The following is an 18,718-nucleotide window of genomic DNA, read 5'->3' on the forward strand; positions in this document are numbered from 1 at the left end:
TTTAAGTGAATGGAGAAAATTTAATGGGTATTATTGAGTTGCAACATGTCAACGTTGATTTCGCTGATAAAAAAAGAAAAATAGTGCATGCAGTCCATGATGTCAGCCTAACCGTTGAAAAAGGTGATATTTACGGTATTGTTGGCTTTTCTGGGGCAGGTAAGTCAACCTTAGTTAGAACAATTAATTTATTACAAAAACCAACGGCTGGGAACATTAAAGTTAATGGCACAGATTTTGTCAAAGACGGTAAGCAGGTTATTTCTAACAAGAATCTGCAATTGGAGCGTAGAAAAATCGGAATGATTTTTCAAAGCTTTAACTTGCTTAACGAAATAACTGTAGTTGAAAATGTTGCTTTTGCTTTAAAGCATTCTGGCTTAAAAGATAAGGAAATAGAGGAAAAGTCCCTAAAACTGTTAGAATTAGTTGATTTAAAGGAAAAGGCAGATTTTTACCCGGTTCAATTATCCGGTGGGCAGCAGCAAAGGGTTGCAATTGCACGTGCTTTAGCCAATGAACCAGATATTCTCATTTCGGATGAAGCTACTAGTGCGCTTGACCCGCAAAATACCCAACAGATTTTAACTCTCCTAAAAAAATTAAAAGAAGATCTCAACCTTACAATTGTCTTGATTACACATGAGATGAGCGCAGTTAAAAAGATTTGTGACAAAGTTGCTTTAATGCAGCAAGGAAAAATCATTGAAAACGGTACGCTGCGTGATGTAGTCTTGCATCCGAAAAACAGCTTAACAAAGAGCTTTGTAGGCGGCTCACTAGAAGTAATTAACACATTAGAGTCGCTAAATTTAACTAAGCTAAATGATCATGAAGCAATTTACCAACTTATTTATAGTTTAGCTAACGTAACCAAATCAATTATTATTGACCTTTACCGCCAGATTGGTGTTGAAACTAGTATGCTATACGGGAATGTTGAGTTACTAGACGATGAACCAATCGGTACGCTTTTAGTTTTGGTCAAGGGTGATAGCGATAAGCAGAAGCAGACTGTTGCCTTTTTAACCGAAGAAGGAGTAGCAGTAACTAGGTTGAATGAAAAGGGGAATTTGTATGATTAGTTGGTTTAGTAAAATTTTTCCAAATGTCGTGAACTTAGGCTGGGGCGGCGATACTGGCTGGGGAACTAGTATTTTTCAAACTTTATTTATGACTTTTTGGTCGGCAATCTTTGGTGGCATTTTAGGTATCCTCTTCGGGGTAATTCTAGTTTTAACCAAAGAGGGTGGAATCAGACAAAATAAGTTTTGGTTTAATATTTGTGATAAAATTGTTTCAATTTTTCGGGCAATTCCGTTTATCATTTTGTTAGCCTTCATTGCTCCGTTTACCCAATTAATAGTCGGAACGCAGATCGGTATGAATGCTGCGCTGGTTCCGTTATCACTTGGAGTTTTTCCCTTCTATGCTCGTCAAGTTCAGGTGGCTTTAGAAAGTGTTGATCACGGAAAAATTGAAGCAGCGCAAAGCTTGGGGGCAACAACCTGGGATATCATTTTTAATGTCTACTTAAACGAAGCTCGTTCAGAATTGGCTCGAGTATCGACAGTAACAATTATTAGTTTAATCGGCTTAACCGCGATGGCTGGTGCTATTGGGTCCGGTGGCTTAGGTAATACGGCCATTTCTTATGGCTACCAGCGTTTCGATAACGATGTGACTTTTGTAGCCACAGTTCTAGTTATTATCTTAATCTTTATTGTGCAAATTACCGGTGACTTTTTAGCTAAAAAATTGAACCACCAAAATAAGTAGAATAGGACAACAAAAAAACAACAAGCAAATTTTGCTTGTTGTTTTTTTTTCGCTTGTAATTAAATTATTTAACAGCGTCTTTTAAAGCCTTGCCTGGTTTGAAAGCTGGCACTTTGGTTGCAGGAATGGTTAAGGTCTTACCAGTTTGTGGGTTTCTACCTTTTCTTTCAGCACGGTCACGAACTTCGAATGAACCAAAGCCGATAATTTGAACCTTTTCACCTTTAGCCAAGTTGTCCTTGATTGATTCGATTAAAGAATCAATAACTTTTTCTGCGTCTTTTTGCTTAAGACCAGTTTTTGCTGCAACTTCTTTGGTTAGTTCAGATTTATTAATTGAAGCCATATTTTCTTCTCTTTTCTATAAATTTTTTTAAGCAGGACTTATTTGCGATTAACTATACACAAATTACGTAATGCTTTGTGTCGCTTGATATTCGGCAACTTTTTATATTTTAGCACAGTTCTTGGCTCCATCAATAGAAAAAGGCTAAATATCGTATTTATTTTTGCTGCATTAAGATGCGGTTTGTCATTTGCTGATAGTTGAGATAGAGAGCTTTAAATCTCGAGTGTTTCTCTTTTTGCCAAGGTTTAGGCTTGCCACAAAAGTGTAAGATTGAAGTATTTTCCATAACCCACTCGATATTACAATCGCCAGTACTTCTAGCTAAATAAACTGAGTATGCGCGAGCATCATAGTTCCAAAGCGTTTCAGGTATTTTTAAAATATCTTCACCATAAAGGTAGTTGAGAATATCTTGATCCGGCAGAATAAGCGTATCATGATTTTTCTCAATTGCTGCCGTGATGTCTTCGATTTTGACTTTTTTACGCATTTCATCAAGATCCATTAACATGATGCCTGAATTAAAGTAGCCGGTGGTCGTGCCTAACCGAATATTGTTGATAGAACTCATAATATCGGTTAAGCCCTCATGAACAGCAGCAGCGAACATGTTGCCAGCCAAATCCAATTCCCACAGCTTTCTCAGTGAGTTGATTACCAGAATATCAGGATCAAGGTAGAGTACCCGATGCAAACTAGCTGGTAAAACTTGACCAGATAATAACCTAAAATACATTTCTTTTGGGTAATCATGTAAATTTAACAGTGAGTCAGGAAAAATAATATTACTATTCATTGCCACGGTCTTGACCTGCATGCCAATTTGTTCACCGTATTTCGTTAGGTTACGAAGAGCAGAATCCGCAATATTATCATGAATTAACCAAATGCAAAAATTTTGCTCCATATTATTAAGTTTCATTGAATACATCATTACTTCAAGTGGCTTAATGTAGTTTTGGTCAATTGTAACTAAAATTTCAATTGTGTCGCTTTTTTTCTGCTTCATGTCAGCCTTCCTTAATTAAAAAATATTGTTCCCCTAAATAGTATAAAGCAAAACCGTTTTTAATTCCTTATAAGATATTGCAAGATAAGTTTAAACTAAAAATTTCTTATTAATATTCACGTGAATAATCCATTTAAGTTTTAACAGGAAAAATTTGGCATAAAGTAGTAAAATAGAAACAAATAGATATTTTAATGAGGTGTAAATATGAACAAAAAAACAATTTTAGGTTTAGTTGGTGCTGCTTCGTTATCACTTAGTTTAAGTGCAGCAGCTCCAGTATTGGCAGCAGAAACTAATCAACCTGTGCCAACCACTAACAGCGATTCTTCTAAGGGTACGTCTACGACAACCCCGACAACGCCAACAAGTGGTGATCAAACTAAGCCTACAACTGGTCAAGATACTGCTAAGACACCAACAACCGGTGATCAAACTAAGCCAGCAGCCGGCAATGATACTTCTAAGAAGCCAAGTAAAAATACGGCAGATTCTTCTAAAGCATTATCATTAATGGGTAAGTATGCTAAATTAACGAGAAATTCATATGTTTATGATAAAGATGGTAAACGTGTGAAAAAATCCAAGTTAAAGAAGGGCACTATAATTCTTGTTTCCGGTCTTGCAAGTCCGAATGACAAGTCTTTAATTGGTTTTAACAATAAGAAGAATCAATATATTAGCGTAAGAAACGTTAAGTTGTTTAAGGCAGTCCAATATAAGGTAAAGAAGAAGTCTTACGTTTATAATAGTAAAGGCGTTCGCAAGGCTAACGTTTATGTTAAAAAAGGTAAGACCGTAATGGTCATTAGTGCCAAGAAGATTCACGGTAAAAAGTATGTTCAAATTACTGATAAATATTATATCAGATGGGAAAATTTGAATCATAAAAGTAGTAAAATTATAGCTCAATAATTAAATCAATTTAGATCATCATTTTAAAAAGGAGATGCAGCTAATGTCTGATTCTGTTTTTAAAAGAGTAGCAATTAGGAAATACACTGATGAAAAAGTTGATCAAGAAGATATTACTAAGTTGATTGCAGCTTTTCAGGCGGCTCCGTGTGGAATGCATCAAGCAAAAGACATGCGGATGACTGTCGTGAAAGATACTTCTCTTCTTGAGCGAATTGAAACTTTAACCAAGAATGCTTGTTATGAGGCACCACTTCTTTTTGTTATTAACGTAAAGAAAGATAGTATGTTTGGTCAACGTGATGCTTCCGTAGCGGCTGAAAACATTATGGTTGAAGCGGCAGATTTAAATTTAGGTTCAGTTTATTTAATGAATGCGGCAAGAATTCTCAATACTGATGACAAATTGCTAGCAGACATAGGTATTTCTGATGCTTACGAGGCAAGTGTGATTGTCGCATGTGGTCATGCAGCTGAACATCCGGATGATGATCGATCTAAACGATACCAAGTATTAATTAAATAAAGCGAAAACGAAGAGCAATCTTCGTTTTTTTGTTTTCAGCAATAGTTGATGAAAGCGCTTATTGCTATAATTGATCTATAACTGATTTAACTAAAAAGGAGGCTTTTGGTAATGAAAAAGATTATTGATAATCCTAACGATGTCGTTGACGAAATGGTTAGCGGGATGAGCAAGGCATATCCGCAATATATTCGGCGAATACCGCAAACTGATGCATTGGTGCGTGCGAATGAAGAATCAATGACTGGCAAAGTAGGCTTAGTTAGTGGAGGTGGATCAGGTCATGAACCGACCCATGCAGGCTTTATTGGAAAAGGAATGCTAAGTGCAGCTGTATGCGGACAAGTTTTTACATCGCCTACACCAGATCAGATTTACGCCGCAATTAAAGCGGCTGACCATGGAAACGGTGTTTTTCTAATCATCAAAAATTATTCGGGCGATGTTATGAACTTTGAAATGGCAATGGATATGGCGGAGATGGAAGATATCAAAGTTAAATCTATTGTTGTCGATGACGATATTGCGGTTGAAAATAGCACCTATACGCAGGGTCGCCGCGGTGTTGCGGGAACAATTTTGATGCACAAAATTTTAGGTGCAGCTGCTCAAAATGGGGCTAGTCTAGCAGAAATTGAAGAACTGGCCAAGCAAGTTTTGCCAAATATTAAAACAATTGCTGTGGCTCTTTCGGCTGCTACCAATCCAGAAACGGGTAAACCAGGTTTTACGTTAAAAGATGATGAAATTGAGTATGGGGTTGGAATTCATTCGGAACCAGGCTATCGGGTTGAAAAGATTAAACCTGCTAATGAATTAGTGAAAGAATTGCTAGCCAAACTTGATAACGAACTAAAATTAGATTCTGCTAAAAAGTATGCTGTGCTGGTGAATGGCATGGGGGCAACTCCGTTGATGGAGCAATACATTTTTACTAATGACTTATTCAACCAGCTGAATGAGAGAGGCCTTAAGCCTGTGTTTACCAAGGTTGGTAATTATATGACCTCTTTGGACATGGCTGGGATTTCACTTACTATGCTAGAAATTCAGGATGACAAATGGCTCGAGTATTTAAATACTCCGGTTGAAACTATTGCTTGGTAAATTAAGGAGAATAATTAAATGGAATTAACTGTCAATCAAACAATTGAGTGGATGACAAAGTTTGCTACCAAAATAGCTGCAAATAAGCAACTTTTAAGTGATCTTGATACTCCAATCGGAGATAGTGACCACGGCTTTAATATGGATCGGGGTATGCAAGCAGTAGTTAAAAAACTTTCTACTACTCCTCCAGCTTCAGAGTCAGATGCTCTAAAGGAGATTGCAATGACCTTAATCTCAACAGTTGGTGGCGCATCTGGTCCTTTATATGGAACGGCTTTTCTGAAAATGGCTAAAAAAAGTGCTACTACAACAGATTTAGGCGAATTATTAGAAGCTGCGTTAAGTGGGATTGAAAAACGCGGTGGTGCACGACCAGGGGATAAAACTATGGTTGACGTCTGGGCACAACTAGTACCAATAGTTAAAGAAGGCAAGTTAACCGAGTCTAGAATTACTGCTGCAGTTAAAAGTACCGCTCCAATGATTGCCAAAAAAGGTCGAGCATCATATTTGGGTGAACGTTCTAAAGGACATGTTGACCCAGGTTCACAATCAAGTGGCTACTTATTCACAGCGTTACTTGAAACGGTAGGATAATGATGACTTTAGGAATAACTATTGTTTCTCATGTGCCAGAAATAGCTGTTGGCATTGAAAAACTTATTAAGCAGGTGGCTAAAGATGTGCCGCTCACTCTTGCTGGTGGTAACAATGACAATGATATTGGCACCAGTATGGATAAAATTATTAAGGCTTTTAACGAAAACCAGGCAGATGAAATCTTAGCTTTTTATGATTTAGGCAGTGCCAAAATGAACCTGGACATGGCCGTAGAGTTTTTAGACAAAAAAGTTCATTTATATAACACTGCACTTATTGAAGGAGCTTATACTGCCGCTAGTTTACTTCAAGCTAATGTCCCACTTAATGAAATAGAAAAACAATTAAAGCCTTTAGTTGTTAAGCAATGATGTTAAACCTTTATACGCGTATTAGTGCAATTTTGATATTTACAAAATAGACAGGAAGTTATATAATAAAAAGGGAAATAGTATACTACTGGAAATTATTTGTAAGACTACGCACGTAGTACAATAATCGAGGTAGAAAAAATATGAATAATAACTTTACAATGCAGTTAGTTGGGGAGTTTTTGGGCACGACGATACTTGTTTTGCTTGGTGATGGCGTGTGTGCTGGGACGAACCTAAGCAAATCTAAATCCAAAGAGAGTGGTTGGATAGTTGTTTCTTTTGGCTGGGGCTTTGCTGTTGCATTCAGCGTGTTCAGTGCACGATGGCTCTGTCCGGGTCATTATAATCCAGCAGTTACGTTGTCGATGGCAATTGCTCATAAATTGCCTTGGTCTGCAGTATTACCATATTTTGCAGTTCAAGTGTTAGGAGCGATTGTCGGGGCAGTTTTAGTTTGGCTAACCTATTATCCGCACTGGGCGGAAACTAAGGACGAAGAAGCAATTTTAACTTCTTTTGCAACATCTCCAGCTATTAGAAATTATGTTTGGAATTTTTTCACTGAGTTAATTGCAACCTTTATCCTGGTTTATGGTTTGTTAGCCTTAACTAACGGTGATTTAGCCGATGGCTTAAACCCATTATTAGCTGGATTTTTAATTACTTCAGTTTGTTTATCACTTGGTGGACCAACTGGAATAGCAATAAATCCTGCTCGTGATTTTGGGCCACGACTAGCTCATCAATTATTACCAATCGCCAATAAAGGCAATTCTGATTGGGCCTACAGTTGGATTCCAATCATTGCACCACTTGTAGGTGGTTCACTAGCAGCAGCATTATTTAATATTTTAGCTTAAAAAAAGAACTCATGACTGCAGCAAATCTTTAATTAGATTTAGCTGTATGGTCATGAGTTTTTTTAGTCTACAAAATGTATTAATATATTTCTGATTAAGGCTTAAAGTGCCGCAAGATTTCAATACCTTTCTTTTGGTATTTGTTCGGCACAAAGCTTTTACGCATTGCGATTTGCATATAAGCGTATAGTTTTTGACCTGGCTTTAAGCGAATTACGTGAATGCCACTTTCTTCCTTAAGGCTACTTTCCATTGCCAAGGTAATACCGACATTCCGCTTTACTAGGTCGATCATCGTTTGCATAGTTTGCGCAGTATAAATCACATTTGGGGGAAAATTACCAAGTTTTCCTACTTCCTCTAAACATTCTCTAGTTAGATAGCCCCGGGAACGTGCCACAAACTTTCGATTCCGTAATTCAGAAGCACTAATTTCATGGACATCCTTCCAAGGATCATCCAAACTAGTAATAATAACTAATTCAGTTCTTTTGAGGGTATGGACAAAATATTCAGGATCATTAATTGGAACCATCCAAGAATAAATTGCTACATCAACATCTCCATTAGTTAAATCTGAGAATGCATCAGCGGATCTTTCAATATTAGTGTCAATTAAATCGGTTAATCCAGCTTGATAAAACTTCATGATAATATCAGCAATAAACGAATTGCCAGCTTCACCCGAAAAAGCTAATCTTATTTTCTTATCACTAGCATGTTTAACATCATAATCAATACTTGCGATATCTTGCAATAAAATTTTAGCTTTTTTATAAAGAAGTTCACCTGCATCTGTCAATGTAATTTTACTTTTTCGATTTTTTTGTAAAACAAGTGGATCATCAAATTTGTCAGCTAGACGCTTGATAGCCATTGAGATAGTTGGTTGTGTTACTTCGAATAAAGCAGCAGTAGCTGTATAATTACCCGTTTCCACTAATTTACAAAAATATAGAAGATCTTTTTCATTCATTTCTATCTCCTAATTAATTAAAAACTTTTATTTATAATATAATCTTTTTTGATTATATTAAACTTGAAAAGAAATTGCAATAATTCCTTACTTGACAATGAGTTTAGATTTTTTATTTATAAAAATTTTTTAAAAATAAATTGGACATAATTTTTTTAAAAGGATATATTTCATTAAGTATAAGTAATCTTTTAGGAAAGAGAAGGTAAGATAATGATCTACGATTCAACTCTTAAGTGGGACGCAATCTATGATGTAATCGTGGTTGGCTTCGGTGGAGCTGGTGCAGGTGCGGCGAGATTTGCCGCTGACCAAAAGGCAAAAGTTTTATTGATTGATTCTGCACCAGAAGGTCAAGAAGGTGGCAATACCCGCTATGCCGGTGGGGCCTTTGCCTGGAGCGATAATTTCGATGATTTGCGTGATTATTATAAACAAACTTACTATCCGTTTAAATACGATCCAAAAGCTTTAGATACTTTTGTAAATAATGTTTTACAAATGAAGGAATATTCACAAAAATATTTTGGAATTGATGCCCAATATACTGGTAGAAGACCACAAGGTGAATATCCCGAATATGATCATGCGGCTACTATGCGTTCACAAACAATGACGGCTGGCATGTACAATGGTGGCTTTTGGAAATTACTTCGGAAGAAAGTATACGAGCGTTTAGATCAAATTGACGTTTGGTTTTCAAGTCCGGCAGAACATCTTATTCAGGATCCTGCTTCAAAAACAATTCTTGGCGTACAGATTAAACGCCATGGCATCGTGCAAAATGTTGCAGCTAAAAATGGTGTCGTATTGTCTTGTGGCGGTTTCGAAAATAATCAGGATATGGTACAGACTTTTCTCGGCCAAGGGTCATTAGCACCAATTGGTACTTTATACAATAAGGGTAAGGGTATTGATTTAGCTGTCGAAGCTGGTGCTCGGCTATGGCATATGTCTAATTATGATTCTCATGGCTTTTCATTAAATGAGGGCAAGCCAAGAGAGAAGTTTGCTTACATGATCAATTGGCAAAGCCTATTTAACGGCAGTATTTTTGTTGCTGGGGATGACGGAACGCGTTATTACCGAGAAGATGAAGAAGATCGTCACGGTTATAAGTATAACCATGGTAATTGGATTATGTTGCCAAATCAAAATCATCCTCACATAGTTATGGATCAAAAACAATATGATCAACTAGCAAATGATTCTTCAGACAAGGCAGAGCAAATTAAGCAGTTAATTTCATATGCAGTTAAAGCCGATTCGATCGAAGAGTTAGCTGAAAAAATTAGTGCTCCAAAATTAGCCGAAGCAGTTGCTGACTTTAATTTTCAAGTAACAGAAACAAAACGGGATATGGTGTTAAACCGTAAAATTGAAACAATGCGTGCTTTTGGCAATGGGCCTTATTATGCCATTGCGATTAGACATAATATTTTACATACTCATGGTGGCGCTCGCAGAAATGAAAAGTGCGAGGTACTTGATATGGAGAATAACGTTATTCCGCACTTATATGAAGCAGGGGAACTTGGCGACATCTTTGCAACAAAATACATTGGCGCAAACAGTATCGCAGACTTGCTAATTTCCGGTAAGATTGCTGGTGAAAATGCAGCTTGGCCAAAAAGAAAAATAGCAGAAGTAGATGTTGTTACGAATGCTTCGGAAAATCCGGACCTTAAGTCGGATGCGCACGCCACTTCAGCTGATTACGAAGCTGGTGCAAATCAAGGCATTGGTATTAGTGAAAACGGAATTAACGATGCTCCGATCGTTGTTCGCGTAACGCTAGATGATAATAAAATTGCTAAAATCGAAACTTTGCAGGAAAAAGAAACACCATCTTTAGGAGGCAAAGCAATACCGGTATTGACCAAAAAAATACTCTCTGCCCAGACAACAGATGTTGATGCAGTCAGTGGATCCAGCACTACAAGTGCTGCCTTCAAGGAAGCAGTTAATGAAGCAATCAAAAATGCTAAGAAGCAGTAAAGAAGCAGTAAAGAAGAAGAAAAATGAAAATTGATGCACAAACTAAGTGGGATGGATAATATGATGTTTTAGTTTTAGGCTTTGGTGGGGCTGGAGCAACAGCTGCTCGTTTTGCTGCAGATAAAGGCTGCCGGGTGCTAATTGCAGAAGCTGCCCCTTATGGCCACGAAGGCGGTAATACCCGCTATTCAGCACAGCATGTGGCAATGGCACATAATAAAGAAAAAATAACTAATTATTATCAGCAATTAGCCGCACCATTCAATGTTGATAAGCCTACTTTAAATGCTTATTTGGATGGCTTTGTTCAAATGCCGAGTTACTTTAAAGAGTATCTGGGGATTAATCCGTTTATTTGGTCAAAAGACTATCAGCCAGGTGATCATTTGGCTAATAAAAAGAATTTGTGCGAGTATCCCGAATATAATGGTTCTGAAACCTTTGACTTCGCCTTGGTGCATAATCAGGATTTTGATGCTGGTTTATGGAAAATACTTCGCCAAGAAGTTCTCTCACGTAGTTCGCAAATTAATGTCTGGCTGAAGTCAAAGGCCGAGCATCTTTTGCAGGACCCTGAAAATGATGAAATTGTTGGAGCAGTAATTACTCGTAATCACAAGCACTATTTTATCCGCGCAAAAAAGGGTGTGGTGCTGGCAACTGGTGGTTTTGAAAATAATGCTCAGATGCAGCAAGACTATCTGCATGTTAGCAAGTTGACCCCATTGGGTACCTTATATAATCAAGGCGATGGCATTACAATGGCTGCTGAAGTTGGTGCTAAGATGTGGCATATGGGTAATTACGAGTCTCTTGGCATAGTACCTAGTTACGTAATTGCCGAAAAAGACAACGTTCGCGGAAGACAAATTAGTGGCTGGAAAAATGTTAAAGAAGGTTCCATTATTGCGGTTGCCGATGATGGGACACGGTTCATGCGTGAGGATGCCAAATTTAGGCATGGTCATATTTACCAACACGGTGATTATCTTTTGCCGCATGCATACGATAACGCATGGCTTGTCTTTGATCACAACCAGTACCAAAAGTTTCTGCAAGAAAAAGAAGAAGGAAGATTGAAGTACCAAGACTTTTTTGCCAAGGTCGTTAAGGCTGATACGATTGAAGCTTTGGCTACCAAAATTAAAGTTCCTGGTAAAAATCTGGTAAATACAATTGCTAGATTTAATCAATTCGTGCAAAAAGGGCAAGATCTTGAATTTAATCGTGCCCCAGAAACAATGGCTCAATTCAACGACAATGGTGCTTTTTATGCCGTCAGATTAGCTCCAGCAGTTTTAAATACTCAAGGGGGACCTCAACATAACGAATTTGCTCAAGTTCTAAATAATGACGGTAAAGTGATTAGACGTTTGTATAGTGCTGGTGAACTTGGTGGCATGTGTACCAATCGTTACCAAGGCGGTGGCAATTTAGCAGAGTGTTTGATTTTTGGTAAAATTGCTGGCGAAAAAGTTGCACAGTTACCAAGTTTAACGACAAAAGCAGCAAGTGTAGGCACTCTTCCTAACATAAATGACCTACTCGATGGCAATAACGAAAACCAAATTGTTTTGCAAAAGAATCAATATCTTGGTTCTTCTGAAGCAGGCATTGGGGGCAGAATTCTGGTCCGAGTAACTTATGAAGACCAAACAATTAAGAACATTGAAGTTTTGGAAAATCATGAGACTGAAGGTATTGGGGCTGTTGCGATCGCTCGTCTGCCACAAGAAATGGTGGAGCAAAACACAACAGCTGTTGATGCCATTTCAGGTGCTTCCACAACAACCCATGCTTTAAAAGAGGCTGTTAGTTCAGCTATTAAAAAGGCGAACGAATAATTTTCTAAGGAGAAAACAAAAATGTTAGATAAATTTGAATGGAAAAAATGGCTCTTGCCAGTGGGGATCGGCCTTATTCTTTGGCTAGTCACACCGATTAGACCAACAGCAATCAATGTCACAGCTTGGCACTTATTCGCGATTTTTATTGCAACCATCGTTGCTTGTGTGACTAAGCCGTTACCAATGATGGCTACAACTATTATTGCGGTCGTAATTGCCACCTTAACCGGTATCTTCAAAATGGACGAAGTTACGGCGGGATTCGGTAATTCGACGGCCTGGATGGTTGCAATGTGCATGTTTATGGCAGCTGGCTTTATCAAATCTGGATTAGGTAAGAGAATTGCTTATTTCTTTGTTAAAACTTTTGGTAAAAGAACTTTAGGCTTAGCTTACGCATTATCCTTAGTTGAGACTGTTTTGGCAATTGGTATTCCAAGTAATAACGCGCGTGTTAATGGCATTATGTACCCGATTATTGATAACTTATCAAAAGAAATGGGTTCTGATCCTAAAAAGGGAACAGAACGGGACATGGGTTCTTTCCTGGTTTTCAATGAGTACGAAGTTAATATTGTCACTTCAACTATGTTTTTAACCGGCTTAGCTGGTAACATGGTAGCTCTTGGAATAGCAAAGACGCAAAACATTTCAATTTCGTGGATGCAATGGTTTTTAGCAGCAATTGTTCCTGGTTTGATTTCATTATTAGTCGTTCCTTTTATTTTATATAAAATTTACCCACCGAAGATTAAGGAAACTCCTAATGCTCATGATTGGGCAGACGATAAATTGAAAAAACTTGGCAAAATGACGGCTGCCGAAAAGATTATGGGAATCGTTTTCTTACTGTCAGTTATTTTATGGTTAGTTGGACCAGAATTTGGAATTGATGCTACCCAGGTTAGTTTTATCGCCGTGGCTCTTTTACTTATTTGTGGTGTTATCAATGTTAAAGATATTCTTGGACAAAGCTTTGCTTGGAATATCTTAACTTGGTTGTCAATCATCATGTTGATGTCGCAAAAACTAATGACGCTTGGTTTTTTCCCATGGTTTTCAAAGACTCTGGGAAGTGCACTACACGGAATGAATTGGGTTTTAGTATTAGTAATTTTATATTTAGCTTACTTTTACCTACATTATTTGTTCCCAAGTGTATCAACTCAAATTTCGGCTCTATATGCTGGCTTTTTATCAATAGCAATTGGTGCTGGAGTACCGCCAGTCATGGCCGCTTTAATGCTTGCATTAGATGGTTCACTATACCTGTCAACTTCGAGCTATTCTGCCGGTCCAGCGGCTCTATTATCTTCAACTGGTTATGTTTCCAATAAAGATTGGTGGAAACTCAGTGCCATCATTGGCGTTGTCTTGAACGTAATCTGGCTTGGCGGCGGACTTGTTTGGACAAAAGTAATTGGAATGTGGTAAAAATTATTAAATCTTCAATCGACATAGTGCGATTGAAGATTTTTTTGATACTTCTAAATGTATTTAATAAACTTATTACTTTAAACTATCAATGTAATTCTTAGCATTCATTGCAGCATGACGGCCTGAGTTTACATTGTGAGCACAAGCTGAGCCACCAAGAGTAATGGTATAGACATCTCGATATTGCATGGTTGAATCCATACCAGCAACGTATAACCCGGGAATTTTTTCGAAGTTTTCTGCAATTACTTCGAATTTGCGATTAGATCCAATTCCACCGACGCCAATAAGATTTGACGGATCAAGTCGAGCAATGTAATATGGGCCTTCTTCCATCGGTATGAGCATATCTTTATCCTTATTAAATTCCAGGTCGTGTCCAGATTGGCAAAAGCTATTGTAGTCTTTCATTGTTTGCTTCAGAGTATTTTCTGTTATACCAACTGATTTTGCCAAATCTGAGAATGTGCTAGCTTTAAAAAGCGATTGCCCTTCATTATTTCTGACGGCTTCTTCTAAAATTTGGTCAGCATTTTCTACACCCTCAGTTAACTTGTCAAAAATACTTTGATTAAAAATCTCATAAGTAACTTTAGTGGCTTTAATTGCCATTCGCTGATAAAGCAAGTTATACTTCTTGACATTTTCATTGACAATTCGTCGGCCATCTTGATTCACAAAAACTACTGGTCCACCTGAAGGTAACGCCATAAAACCATTGATTGGATCAAGATATAGATGAACGCCTTTATGTGGAAATGCCTGAATATAATTCATCATGAATTCTGGTGATTCTTTTAGCATGTCTTTGGCCCCAACTGACATCGCCATTTGGTATCCGTCACCGGTATTGCTTGGCATCGAGCAGTAATGAATGTTCTTAGTTGACCAGCCCTGTTCTTCTAGAAGGTCGGGATTATGTCCGACTCCTCCGGTTGAGAGGATTGTCGCTTTAGCATTAATTTTAATATCACCGTTTGGCGTCTTTGCGTAAATTCCTTTAACTTTTCCCTGATCAAAAATTATGCTAATTGCAGACGTTTCAAGTAAAAATTTAGCACCGAGTTTATCTGCTTTTTTCTTCATAAAGGGAACATAGCCAACCGAGGCAAAACCGCCTTTAAACCAGTGAAAGGTCGGAAACATACAGGTTCCGTGGTAATCATCGACGGTTGTTAATTGAACTCCCAAACTAAGGAGCCATTCAATATTTGCCGCGGAGTTGTTAACTAGGTCAACCCAAAAAGAGCCGTCGGCGCGATATTGTCCCAGTTCTGCTTCTTTTGCGATAATATCCTCTTTTTTGGCATGAATTCCGGCTTCCTGCTGCATTTTAGTATTGATCCCAAATATGCCTTCAACACCGCCGCCATTTCCTGCTACAAAGCCATTTTTATCAATAATAATTGTTTTTAAACCTAATTGACGGGCTTGAACTCCTGCCGCTAGACCAGATATACCGGCTCCGACTATTAGCAAGTCAGTCGAATATTCTTTGATAATTTTAGAAGGTTTAGTTTGCCAGCTAGAATAACGACTTCGGATATTTTTTAGATTGGTTTGCCTTACATTGGTAGAAAGATTTTTGCTTTGTATTTCTGTTTGGTGTTCATGTAAAGTTCCGCCAGCTCGTTGGATTACTTTACCAATCGCATCAATCAAACCATTTACAGAATGAGTTGCGCCGGAAATAGCATCCACATCTAAGCTTTGTTTTTTGATAATTTCATTTGGTATTTTGGTAAAAACAGTTTCTTCTAATCCTCCCGGAATCATTTCTTTTTTGGGAATAATTTTAGTTATTTTACTTTTTTTGATTTCTACTTCTAGTGGCATGGTTTCATCTTAATATTCTTGTGCTATAACCGAATATTTGCCAGATTTTAAATTATACATAATTCATTCTCCTTAATAATTAAATGCCGCAAGTACTTGCTAGTAATTGCAAAAGTAATATAACATTGTTAAGAAAAGCACAAATAATCAATTTTATTATTATTAATCAGTTTTACTTATATTTAGGGGATAAGAAATGAATTATGATCATCTAGCTGTCTTTATTAACTTGGCAGAAACTTTAAATTTTTCACGGACGGCATTACAAATGAATCTTTCCCAGTCTGCAGTTTCACAAACTATTTCCTCAATGGAAAAAGAACTTAACTTTTTGTTGTTTTATAGAACCAGGAAACAGGTGAGGTTAACCGCAAGTGGGCAAAATTTTTACCAATCAATGAAGCCGATGCTAAATTTGTACAATAAGTCAGTACAAAAAGCACAGCGAATTGCGCAAAAACGTGAAGTCGATTTAACAATTGGCTATAGTGGAACACCATTTGAGATTTCAATCTTACCGAAAATTATTAAGCGGTTTAATAATGCTGGCGTAATGGAAAACACTAATATTTATTTAGAAAATTTTGACCATAATGCTTTAAAAGATCACTTATTAAATGGTGATTGCGATATCATTTTAACGATGCCAGATATTGTTTCAAAAATGGAAAATATCAAGTATTTTGATTTGGCTAAAGGAGTCTTTTGTGCAAACTTTTATAATGGCGTTGCTGTGTGTACTCAAAAAAGTATTGAACTTTCAGAACTAGGAAAGTACAGGCTAATCTTTTTGGATAGTCAGTGGTGTCCACCATCACAGAGCACTTTACAAAAAGAGATAAAAAAAGATAATAAAAAGTTAAATCTAGTTTATGCAAATAATATTTTAAATTCTAGTATTATGGTTCATGCAGATATCGGCGTAGGTATCTGGGCAAATTTTGTATCTTCGCCAAATGATAAACAAATTGTCAGTACTCCACTTGCTTATCATCAATATCCCCATTATGGTTTTGCAATGCTTGATTATGGAGTTACCAAAACAGCTAAAAAGTTTGCTTCTTGGTTACAAAAGAATTATGGACTTCTAAGTTAATAAATGAATTTCGGTGCTGGTCATTGTTTTTAGGTGTAAATGCATGTATTTTTGATACAATATTTAATGTATTTAAATTAATAAAAAGAAGGTAAAAACATGACTTGGGCAGCAATTTCGACTTGGAGAATGTCCTTTAAGGGACTTAAAAAGGCCAGTAAATTATTACAAGATAATCAATCTGCCGGTGATGCAGTTGAACAACTAATTAATGATGTAGAATCTTTTCCCGATTACCACTCTGTTGGTTACGGCGGTCTACCCAATGAAGAGGGCGTGGTGCAGATGGATGCAGGTTACATGGATGGTGACACTTTTGCTCAAGGATCGGTAGCCGCAATTGAAAATGTCAAAAATGCAGTATCTGTTGCACGAAAATTAAGTGAACGCAAAACGAATAGCTTTTTAGTTGGTCAAGGTGCTACTAAGTTTGCCATGCAAAATGGTTTTACCATGACAAATATGCTAACTAAAAAAGCAAAAACTCAGTGGGAAGATAGAATTCAAGCTGAAAAGCAGGAAAACTTAGTCCCTTATGATGGGCATGATACGGTTGGTGCGGTTACGCTTGATCAAAAAGGTTCGATGGTTGCTGCAACATCAACTTCCGGATTATTTATGAAAGAAAATGGGCGAATAGGTGACTCACCTTTATCGGGATCAGGCTTTTATGTCGTTAGTTCTATTGGTGGAGCAGCTGCGACAGGTCTTGGCGAAGATATTATGAAGGGATGCCTGTCCTATGAAATTGTTAATAAAATGGGTGAGGGAAAAAGTCCACAACAGGCTTGTGATGAGGCACTTTACCCCTTTATTAATAAGCTAAAGGAAAAATATGGTAGCGTAGGAGCGATATCACTTATTGCTTTGGATCAAAACGGTAATTTTGGCGTAGCTACTAACGTTCAATTTGCTTTTTGTGTAGCTGGCACTAATCAAACGCCAACAATTTTTGTAGCTGAGCCGGAAGACAACAAAACCCATATTTTTCCATTTACACAAAAATGGCTCGAAAAATTTGAGGCTGAAACTCATATTCCATTAGATTAAGAAAGAGAAACAATCGTGATTAAAGAAGCATGTGTTGAAAATTTTGTGTCTGTCCCTAAGAATATTGCTGCAGGAGCCGGTAGAATTGAATTAAATAATAATTTACAGGCTGGGGGAACAACGCCTTCATTTGGTGTTATCAAAAAAACGGTTGATTATGCTCATGGTTTTCAGGTTCCAGTCGTTGTTATGATTAGGCCCAGAGGTGGCAATTTTATTTACGATAGTACCGAACTGGATATAATGAAAAATGATATCCAAATTGCGGGCTTGTTAGGAGCAGACGCAGTGACATTTGGCTGCTTGACTAAGCAACATTTGCTTAATAAGGTCCAAATGGGAGAGTTAGTTTCGCTAGCTACAGCACTAGGACTTGACGTTGTAATGCATATGGCGTTTGATCATATAACAGAATCTGACCAAAAAAATGCAGTAACATCATTGATTAGTATGGGTGTTAAACGTATCTTGACGCACGGAGGAAATTTAGAAGGGCCGATGGAAGCCAACTTTGATCATTTGAAAAAGATTATTGCTTGGGCGAATAACCAAATTGAAATTTTACCTGGCGGTGGAATTAATACTAGTAATGCATCTTTGGTTGCTGGTGAACTAAGAGTTAATCAATTGCATGGAACAAAGATTGTGTTGCCAAAATGATTATGATAGGCAGAATGAGTTGATTAATCTTATTTTTTAGATTTGACGTTGACAAAAAATAATGTCTTGATTAAAATATTATTAATATTAAGAAAGCAATGAAAAGAAAAGTAACTTTGCACGTAGCGTTTTAGAGAGTTCTGTTGCTGAAAAAGAACCGTGATGGCAGAGTGAAAGTAACTTTGAGCTATATGGTGAATTAAAAGTAGCTAATATTGGGAACACCCATTATCGTGTTAGCGTATCGCATTATTGCCGTACGTGAAGTGACTTATTAACTTGGTTTTTTTGACTAG

At 37.3% G+C, this 18,718-nt stretch carries 18 protein-coding genes, 1 pseudogene and 1 other annotated feature (1 of these 20 cut by a window edge); of the genes and pseudogenes, 15 read left to right on the forward strand and 4 right to left on the reverse strand.

The features are described from left to right. The first annotated feature begins 23 nt into the window (after positions 1-23). On the forward strand, positions 24-1,085 hold the full coding sequence (locus J3U54_RS06615) for a methionine ABC transporter ATP-binding protein (RefSeq protein ID WP_103751707.1): 1,062 nt from the start codon (positions 24-26) through the stop codon (positions 1,083-1,085). Next, positions 1,078-1,779, forward strand: coding sequence for a methionine ABC transporter permease (locus J3U54_RS06620; protein WP_267385531.1), 702 nt, complete (start codon positions 1,078-1,080; stop codon positions 1,777-1,779). The genes J3U54_RS06615 and J3U54_RS06620 overlap by 8 nt, the downstream gene beginning before the upstream one ends. A 64-nt stretch (positions 1,780-1,843) precedes the next feature. Here the strand turns inward: J3U54_RS06620 and J3U54_RS06625 are convergent, their stop codons facing one another. Continuing rightward, on the reverse strand, positions 1,844-2,125 hold the full coding sequence (locus tag J3U54_RS06625; RefSeq protein WP_220219726.1) for an HU family DNA-binding protein: 282 nt from the start codon (positions 2,123-2,125) through the stop codon (positions 1,844-1,846). A 157-nt stretch (positions 2,126-2,282) separates the two neighbouring features. Further along, positions 2,283-3,137, reverse strand: a complete 855-nt coding sequence (locus J3U54_RS06630; protein ID WP_103751704.1) for a glycosyltransferase family 8 protein — start codon at positions 3,135-3,137, stop codon at positions 2,283-2,285. A 207-nt stretch (positions 3,138-3,344) separates the two neighbouring features. Between J3U54_RS06630 and J3U54_RS06635 the strand changes: the two genes are divergently transcribed. From J3U54_RS06635 to J3U54_RS06660, 6 genes are all read left to right on the forward strand, one after another. Then, a complete protein-coding gene (locus J3U54_RS06635; protein ID WP_103751703.1) occupies positions 3,345-4,052 on the forward strand; it encodes an SLAP domain-containing protein in 708 nt (235 codons plus the stop codon). A 43-nt stretch (positions 4,053-4,095) separates the two neighbouring features. Continuing rightward, positions 4,096-4,578, forward strand: a complete 483-nt coding sequence (locus J3U54_RS06640; protein ID WP_103751702.1) for a nitroreductase family protein — start codon at positions 4,096-4,098, stop codon at positions 4,576-4,578. 111 nt (positions 4,579-4,689) lie between these two features. Continuing rightward, positions 4,690-5,685, forward strand: coding sequence for a dihydroxyacetone kinase subunit DhaK (gene dhaK / locus J3U54_RS06645; protein ID WP_220234576.1), 996 nt, complete (start codon positions 4,690-4,692; stop codon positions 5,683-5,685). Between the two features lie 18 nt (positions 5,686-5,703). Next, positions 5,704-6,285, forward strand: coding sequence for a dihydroxyacetone kinase subunit DhaL (gene dhaL, locus J3U54_RS06650; RefSeq protein ID WP_267385532.1), 582 nt, complete (start codon positions 5,704-5,706; stop codon positions 6,283-6,285). A gap of 2 nt (positions 6,286-6,287) precedes the next feature. Continuing rightward, positions 6,288-6,659 (forward strand): dihydroxyacetone kinase phosphoryl donor subunit DhaM, encoded by a 372-nt coding sequence (dhaM, locus tag J3U54_RS06655; RefSeq protein ID WP_220234574.1) that lies wholly within the window; start codon positions 6,288-6,290, stop codon positions 6,657-6,659. 143 nt (positions 6,660-6,802) lie between these two features. Next, positions 6,803-7,522: an MIP/aquaporin family protein gene (locus J3U54_RS06660; RefSeq protein WP_103751698.1), complete on the forward strand. Its 720-nt coding sequence runs from the start codon at positions 6,803-6,805 to the stop codon at positions 7,520-7,522. A gap of 94 nt (positions 7,523-7,616) precedes the next feature. On the opposite strand, the gene J3U54_RS06665 is transcribed toward J3U54_RS06660, so the two are convergent. Then, positions 7,617-8,498: a LysR family transcriptional regulator gene (locus tag J3U54_RS06665; RefSeq protein WP_103751697.1), complete on the reverse strand. Its 882-nt coding sequence runs from the start codon at positions 8,496-8,498 to the stop codon at positions 7,617-7,619. A 213-nt stretch (positions 8,499-8,711) separates the two neighbouring features. Between J3U54_RS06665 and J3U54_RS06670 the strand changes: the two genes are divergently transcribed. From J3U54_RS06670 to J3U54_RS06680, 4 genes and pseudogenes are all read left to right on the forward strand, one after another. Beyond that, complete coding sequence (locus J3U54_RS06670; protein WP_267385533.1) at positions 8,712-10,496, forward strand: FAD-binding protein; 1,785 nt, start codon at positions 8,712-8,714, stop codon at positions 10,494-10,496. A gap of 74 nt (positions 10,497-10,570) precedes the next feature. After that, positions 10,571-11,917, forward strand: a pseudogene (locus tag J3U54_RS06675) (FAD-binding protein); the annotation flags it as partial. Next, positions 11,897-12,340 carry an FMN-binding protein gene (locus tag J3U54_RS09090; RefSeq protein WP_323848311.1) on the forward strand — a complete coding sequence of 148 codons (444 nt, stop codon included), beginning with the start codon at positions 11,897-11,899 and terminating at the stop codon, positions 12,338-12,340. The pseudogene J3U54_RS06675 and the gene J3U54_RS09090, both read left to right, overlap by 21 nt. Positions 12,341-12,361: 21 nt before the next feature. Continuing rightward, a complete protein-coding gene (locus tag J3U54_RS06680; RefSeq protein ID WP_103751694.1) occupies positions 12,362-13,777 on the forward strand; it encodes a DASS family sodium-coupled anion symporter in 1,416 nt (471 codons plus the stop codon). Positions 13,778-13,852: 75 nt separating this feature from the next. Here J3U54_RS06680 and J3U54_RS06685 read toward each other — a convergent pair whose 3' ends face one another. Next, a complete protein-coding gene (locus J3U54_RS06685; RefSeq protein ID WP_267385534.1) occupies positions 13,853-15,616 on the reverse strand; it encodes an FAD-dependent oxidoreductase in 1,764 nt (587 codons plus the stop codon). A gap of 196 nt (positions 15,617-15,812) precedes the next feature. On the opposite strand from J3U54_RS06685, the gene J3U54_RS06690 reads away from it, so the two are divergent. From J3U54_RS06690 to J3U54_RS06700, 3 genes are all read left to right on the forward strand, one after another. Continuing rightward, positions 15,813-16,712, forward strand: coding sequence for a LysR family transcriptional regulator (locus tag J3U54_RS06690; RefSeq protein ID WP_267385535.1), 900 nt, complete (start codon positions 15,813-15,815; stop codon positions 16,710-16,712). 99 nt (positions 16,713-16,811) lie between these two features. Further along, a complete protein-coding gene (locus J3U54_RS06695; protein WP_267385537.1) occupies positions 16,812-17,762 on the forward strand; it encodes a N(4)-(beta-N-acetylglucosaminyl)-L-asparaginase in 951 nt (316 codons plus the stop codon). Positions 17,763-17,777: 15 nt separating this feature from the next. After that, positions 17,778-18,422 (forward strand): copper homeostasis protein CutC, encoded by a 645-nt coding sequence (locus tag J3U54_RS06700; RefSeq protein WP_103751691.1) that lies wholly within the window; start codon positions 17,778-17,780, stop codon positions 18,420-18,422. Between the two features lie 89 nt (positions 18,423-18,511). Further along, positions 18,512-18,718 (forward strand) — a binding site (T-box leader); it runs 44 nt beyond the window's last position.

Origin of the sequence: Lactobacillus sp. B4007, from assembly GCF_026535895.1 — a bacterium.
Taxonomy (GTDB): domain Bacteria; phylum Bacillota; class Bacilli; order Lactobacillales; family Lactobacillaceae; genus Lactobacillus; species Lactobacillus panisapium.

Bases quoted from the DNA above. Each gene is read 5' to 3' on its own strand.
- J3U54_RS06615 (WP_103751707.1), top strand. From the start codon at position 24: ATGGGTATTATTGAGTTGCAACATGTCAACGTTGATTTCGCTGATAAA.
- J3U54_RS06620 (WP_267385531.1), top strand. From the start codon at position 1,078: ATGATTAGTTGGTTTAGTAAAATTTTTCCAAATGTCGTGAACTTAGGC.
- J3U54_RS06625 (WP_220219726.1), bottom strand. From the start codon at position 2,125: ATGGCTTCAATTAATAAATCTGAACTAACCAAAGAAGTTGCAGCAAAA.
- J3U54_RS06630 (WP_103751704.1), bottom strand. From the start codon at position 3,137: ATGAAGCAGAAAAAAAGCGACACAATTGAAATTTTAGTTACAATTGAC.
- J3U54_RS06635 (WP_103751703.1), top strand. From the start codon at position 3,345: ATGAACAAAAAAACAATTTTAGGTTTAGTTGGTGCTGCTTCGTTATCA.
- J3U54_RS06640 (WP_103751702.1), top strand. From the start codon at position 4,096: ATGTCTGATTCTGTTTTTAAAAGAGTAGCAATTAGGAAATACACTGAT.
- dhaK (WP_220234576.1), top strand. From the start codon at position 4,690: ATGAAAAAGATTATTGATAATCCTAACGATGTCGTTGACGAAATGGTT.
- dhaL (WP_267385532.1), top strand. From the start codon at position 5,704: ATGGAATTAACTGTCAATCAAACAATTGAGTGGATGACAAAGTTTGCT.
- dhaM (WP_220234574.1), top strand. From the start codon at position 6,288: ATGACTTTAGGAATAACTATTGTTTCTCATGTGCCAGAAATAGCTGTT.
- J3U54_RS06660 (WP_103751698.1), top strand. From the start codon at position 6,803: ATGAATAATAACTTTACAATGCAGTTAGTTGGGGAGTTTTTGGGCACG.
- J3U54_RS06665 (WP_103751697.1), bottom strand. From the start codon at position 8,498: ATGAATGAAAAAGATCTTCTATATTTTTGTAAATTAGTGGAAACGGGT.
- J3U54_RS06670 (WP_267385533.1), top strand. From the start codon at position 8,712: ATGATCTACGATTCAACTCTTAAGTGGGACGCAATCTATGATGTAATC.
- J3U54_RS09090 (WP_323848311.1), top strand. From the start codon at position 11,897: ATGTGTACCAATCGTTACCAAGGCGGTGGCAATTTAGCAGAGTGTTTG.
- J3U54_RS06680 (WP_103751694.1), top strand. From the start codon at position 12,362: ATGTTAGATAAATTTGAATGGAAAAAATGGCTCTTGCCAGTGGGGATC.
- J3U54_RS06685 (WP_267385534.1), bottom strand. From the start codon at position 15,616: ATGCCACTAGAAGTAGAAATCAAAAAAAGTAAAATAACTAAAATTATT.
- J3U54_RS06690 (WP_267385535.1), top strand. From the start codon at position 15,813: ATGAATTATGATCATCTAGCTGTCTTTATTAACTTGGCAGAAACTTTA.
- J3U54_RS06695 (WP_267385537.1), top strand. From the start codon at position 16,812: ATGACTTGGGCAGCAATTTCGACTTGGAGAATGTCCTTTAAGGGACTT.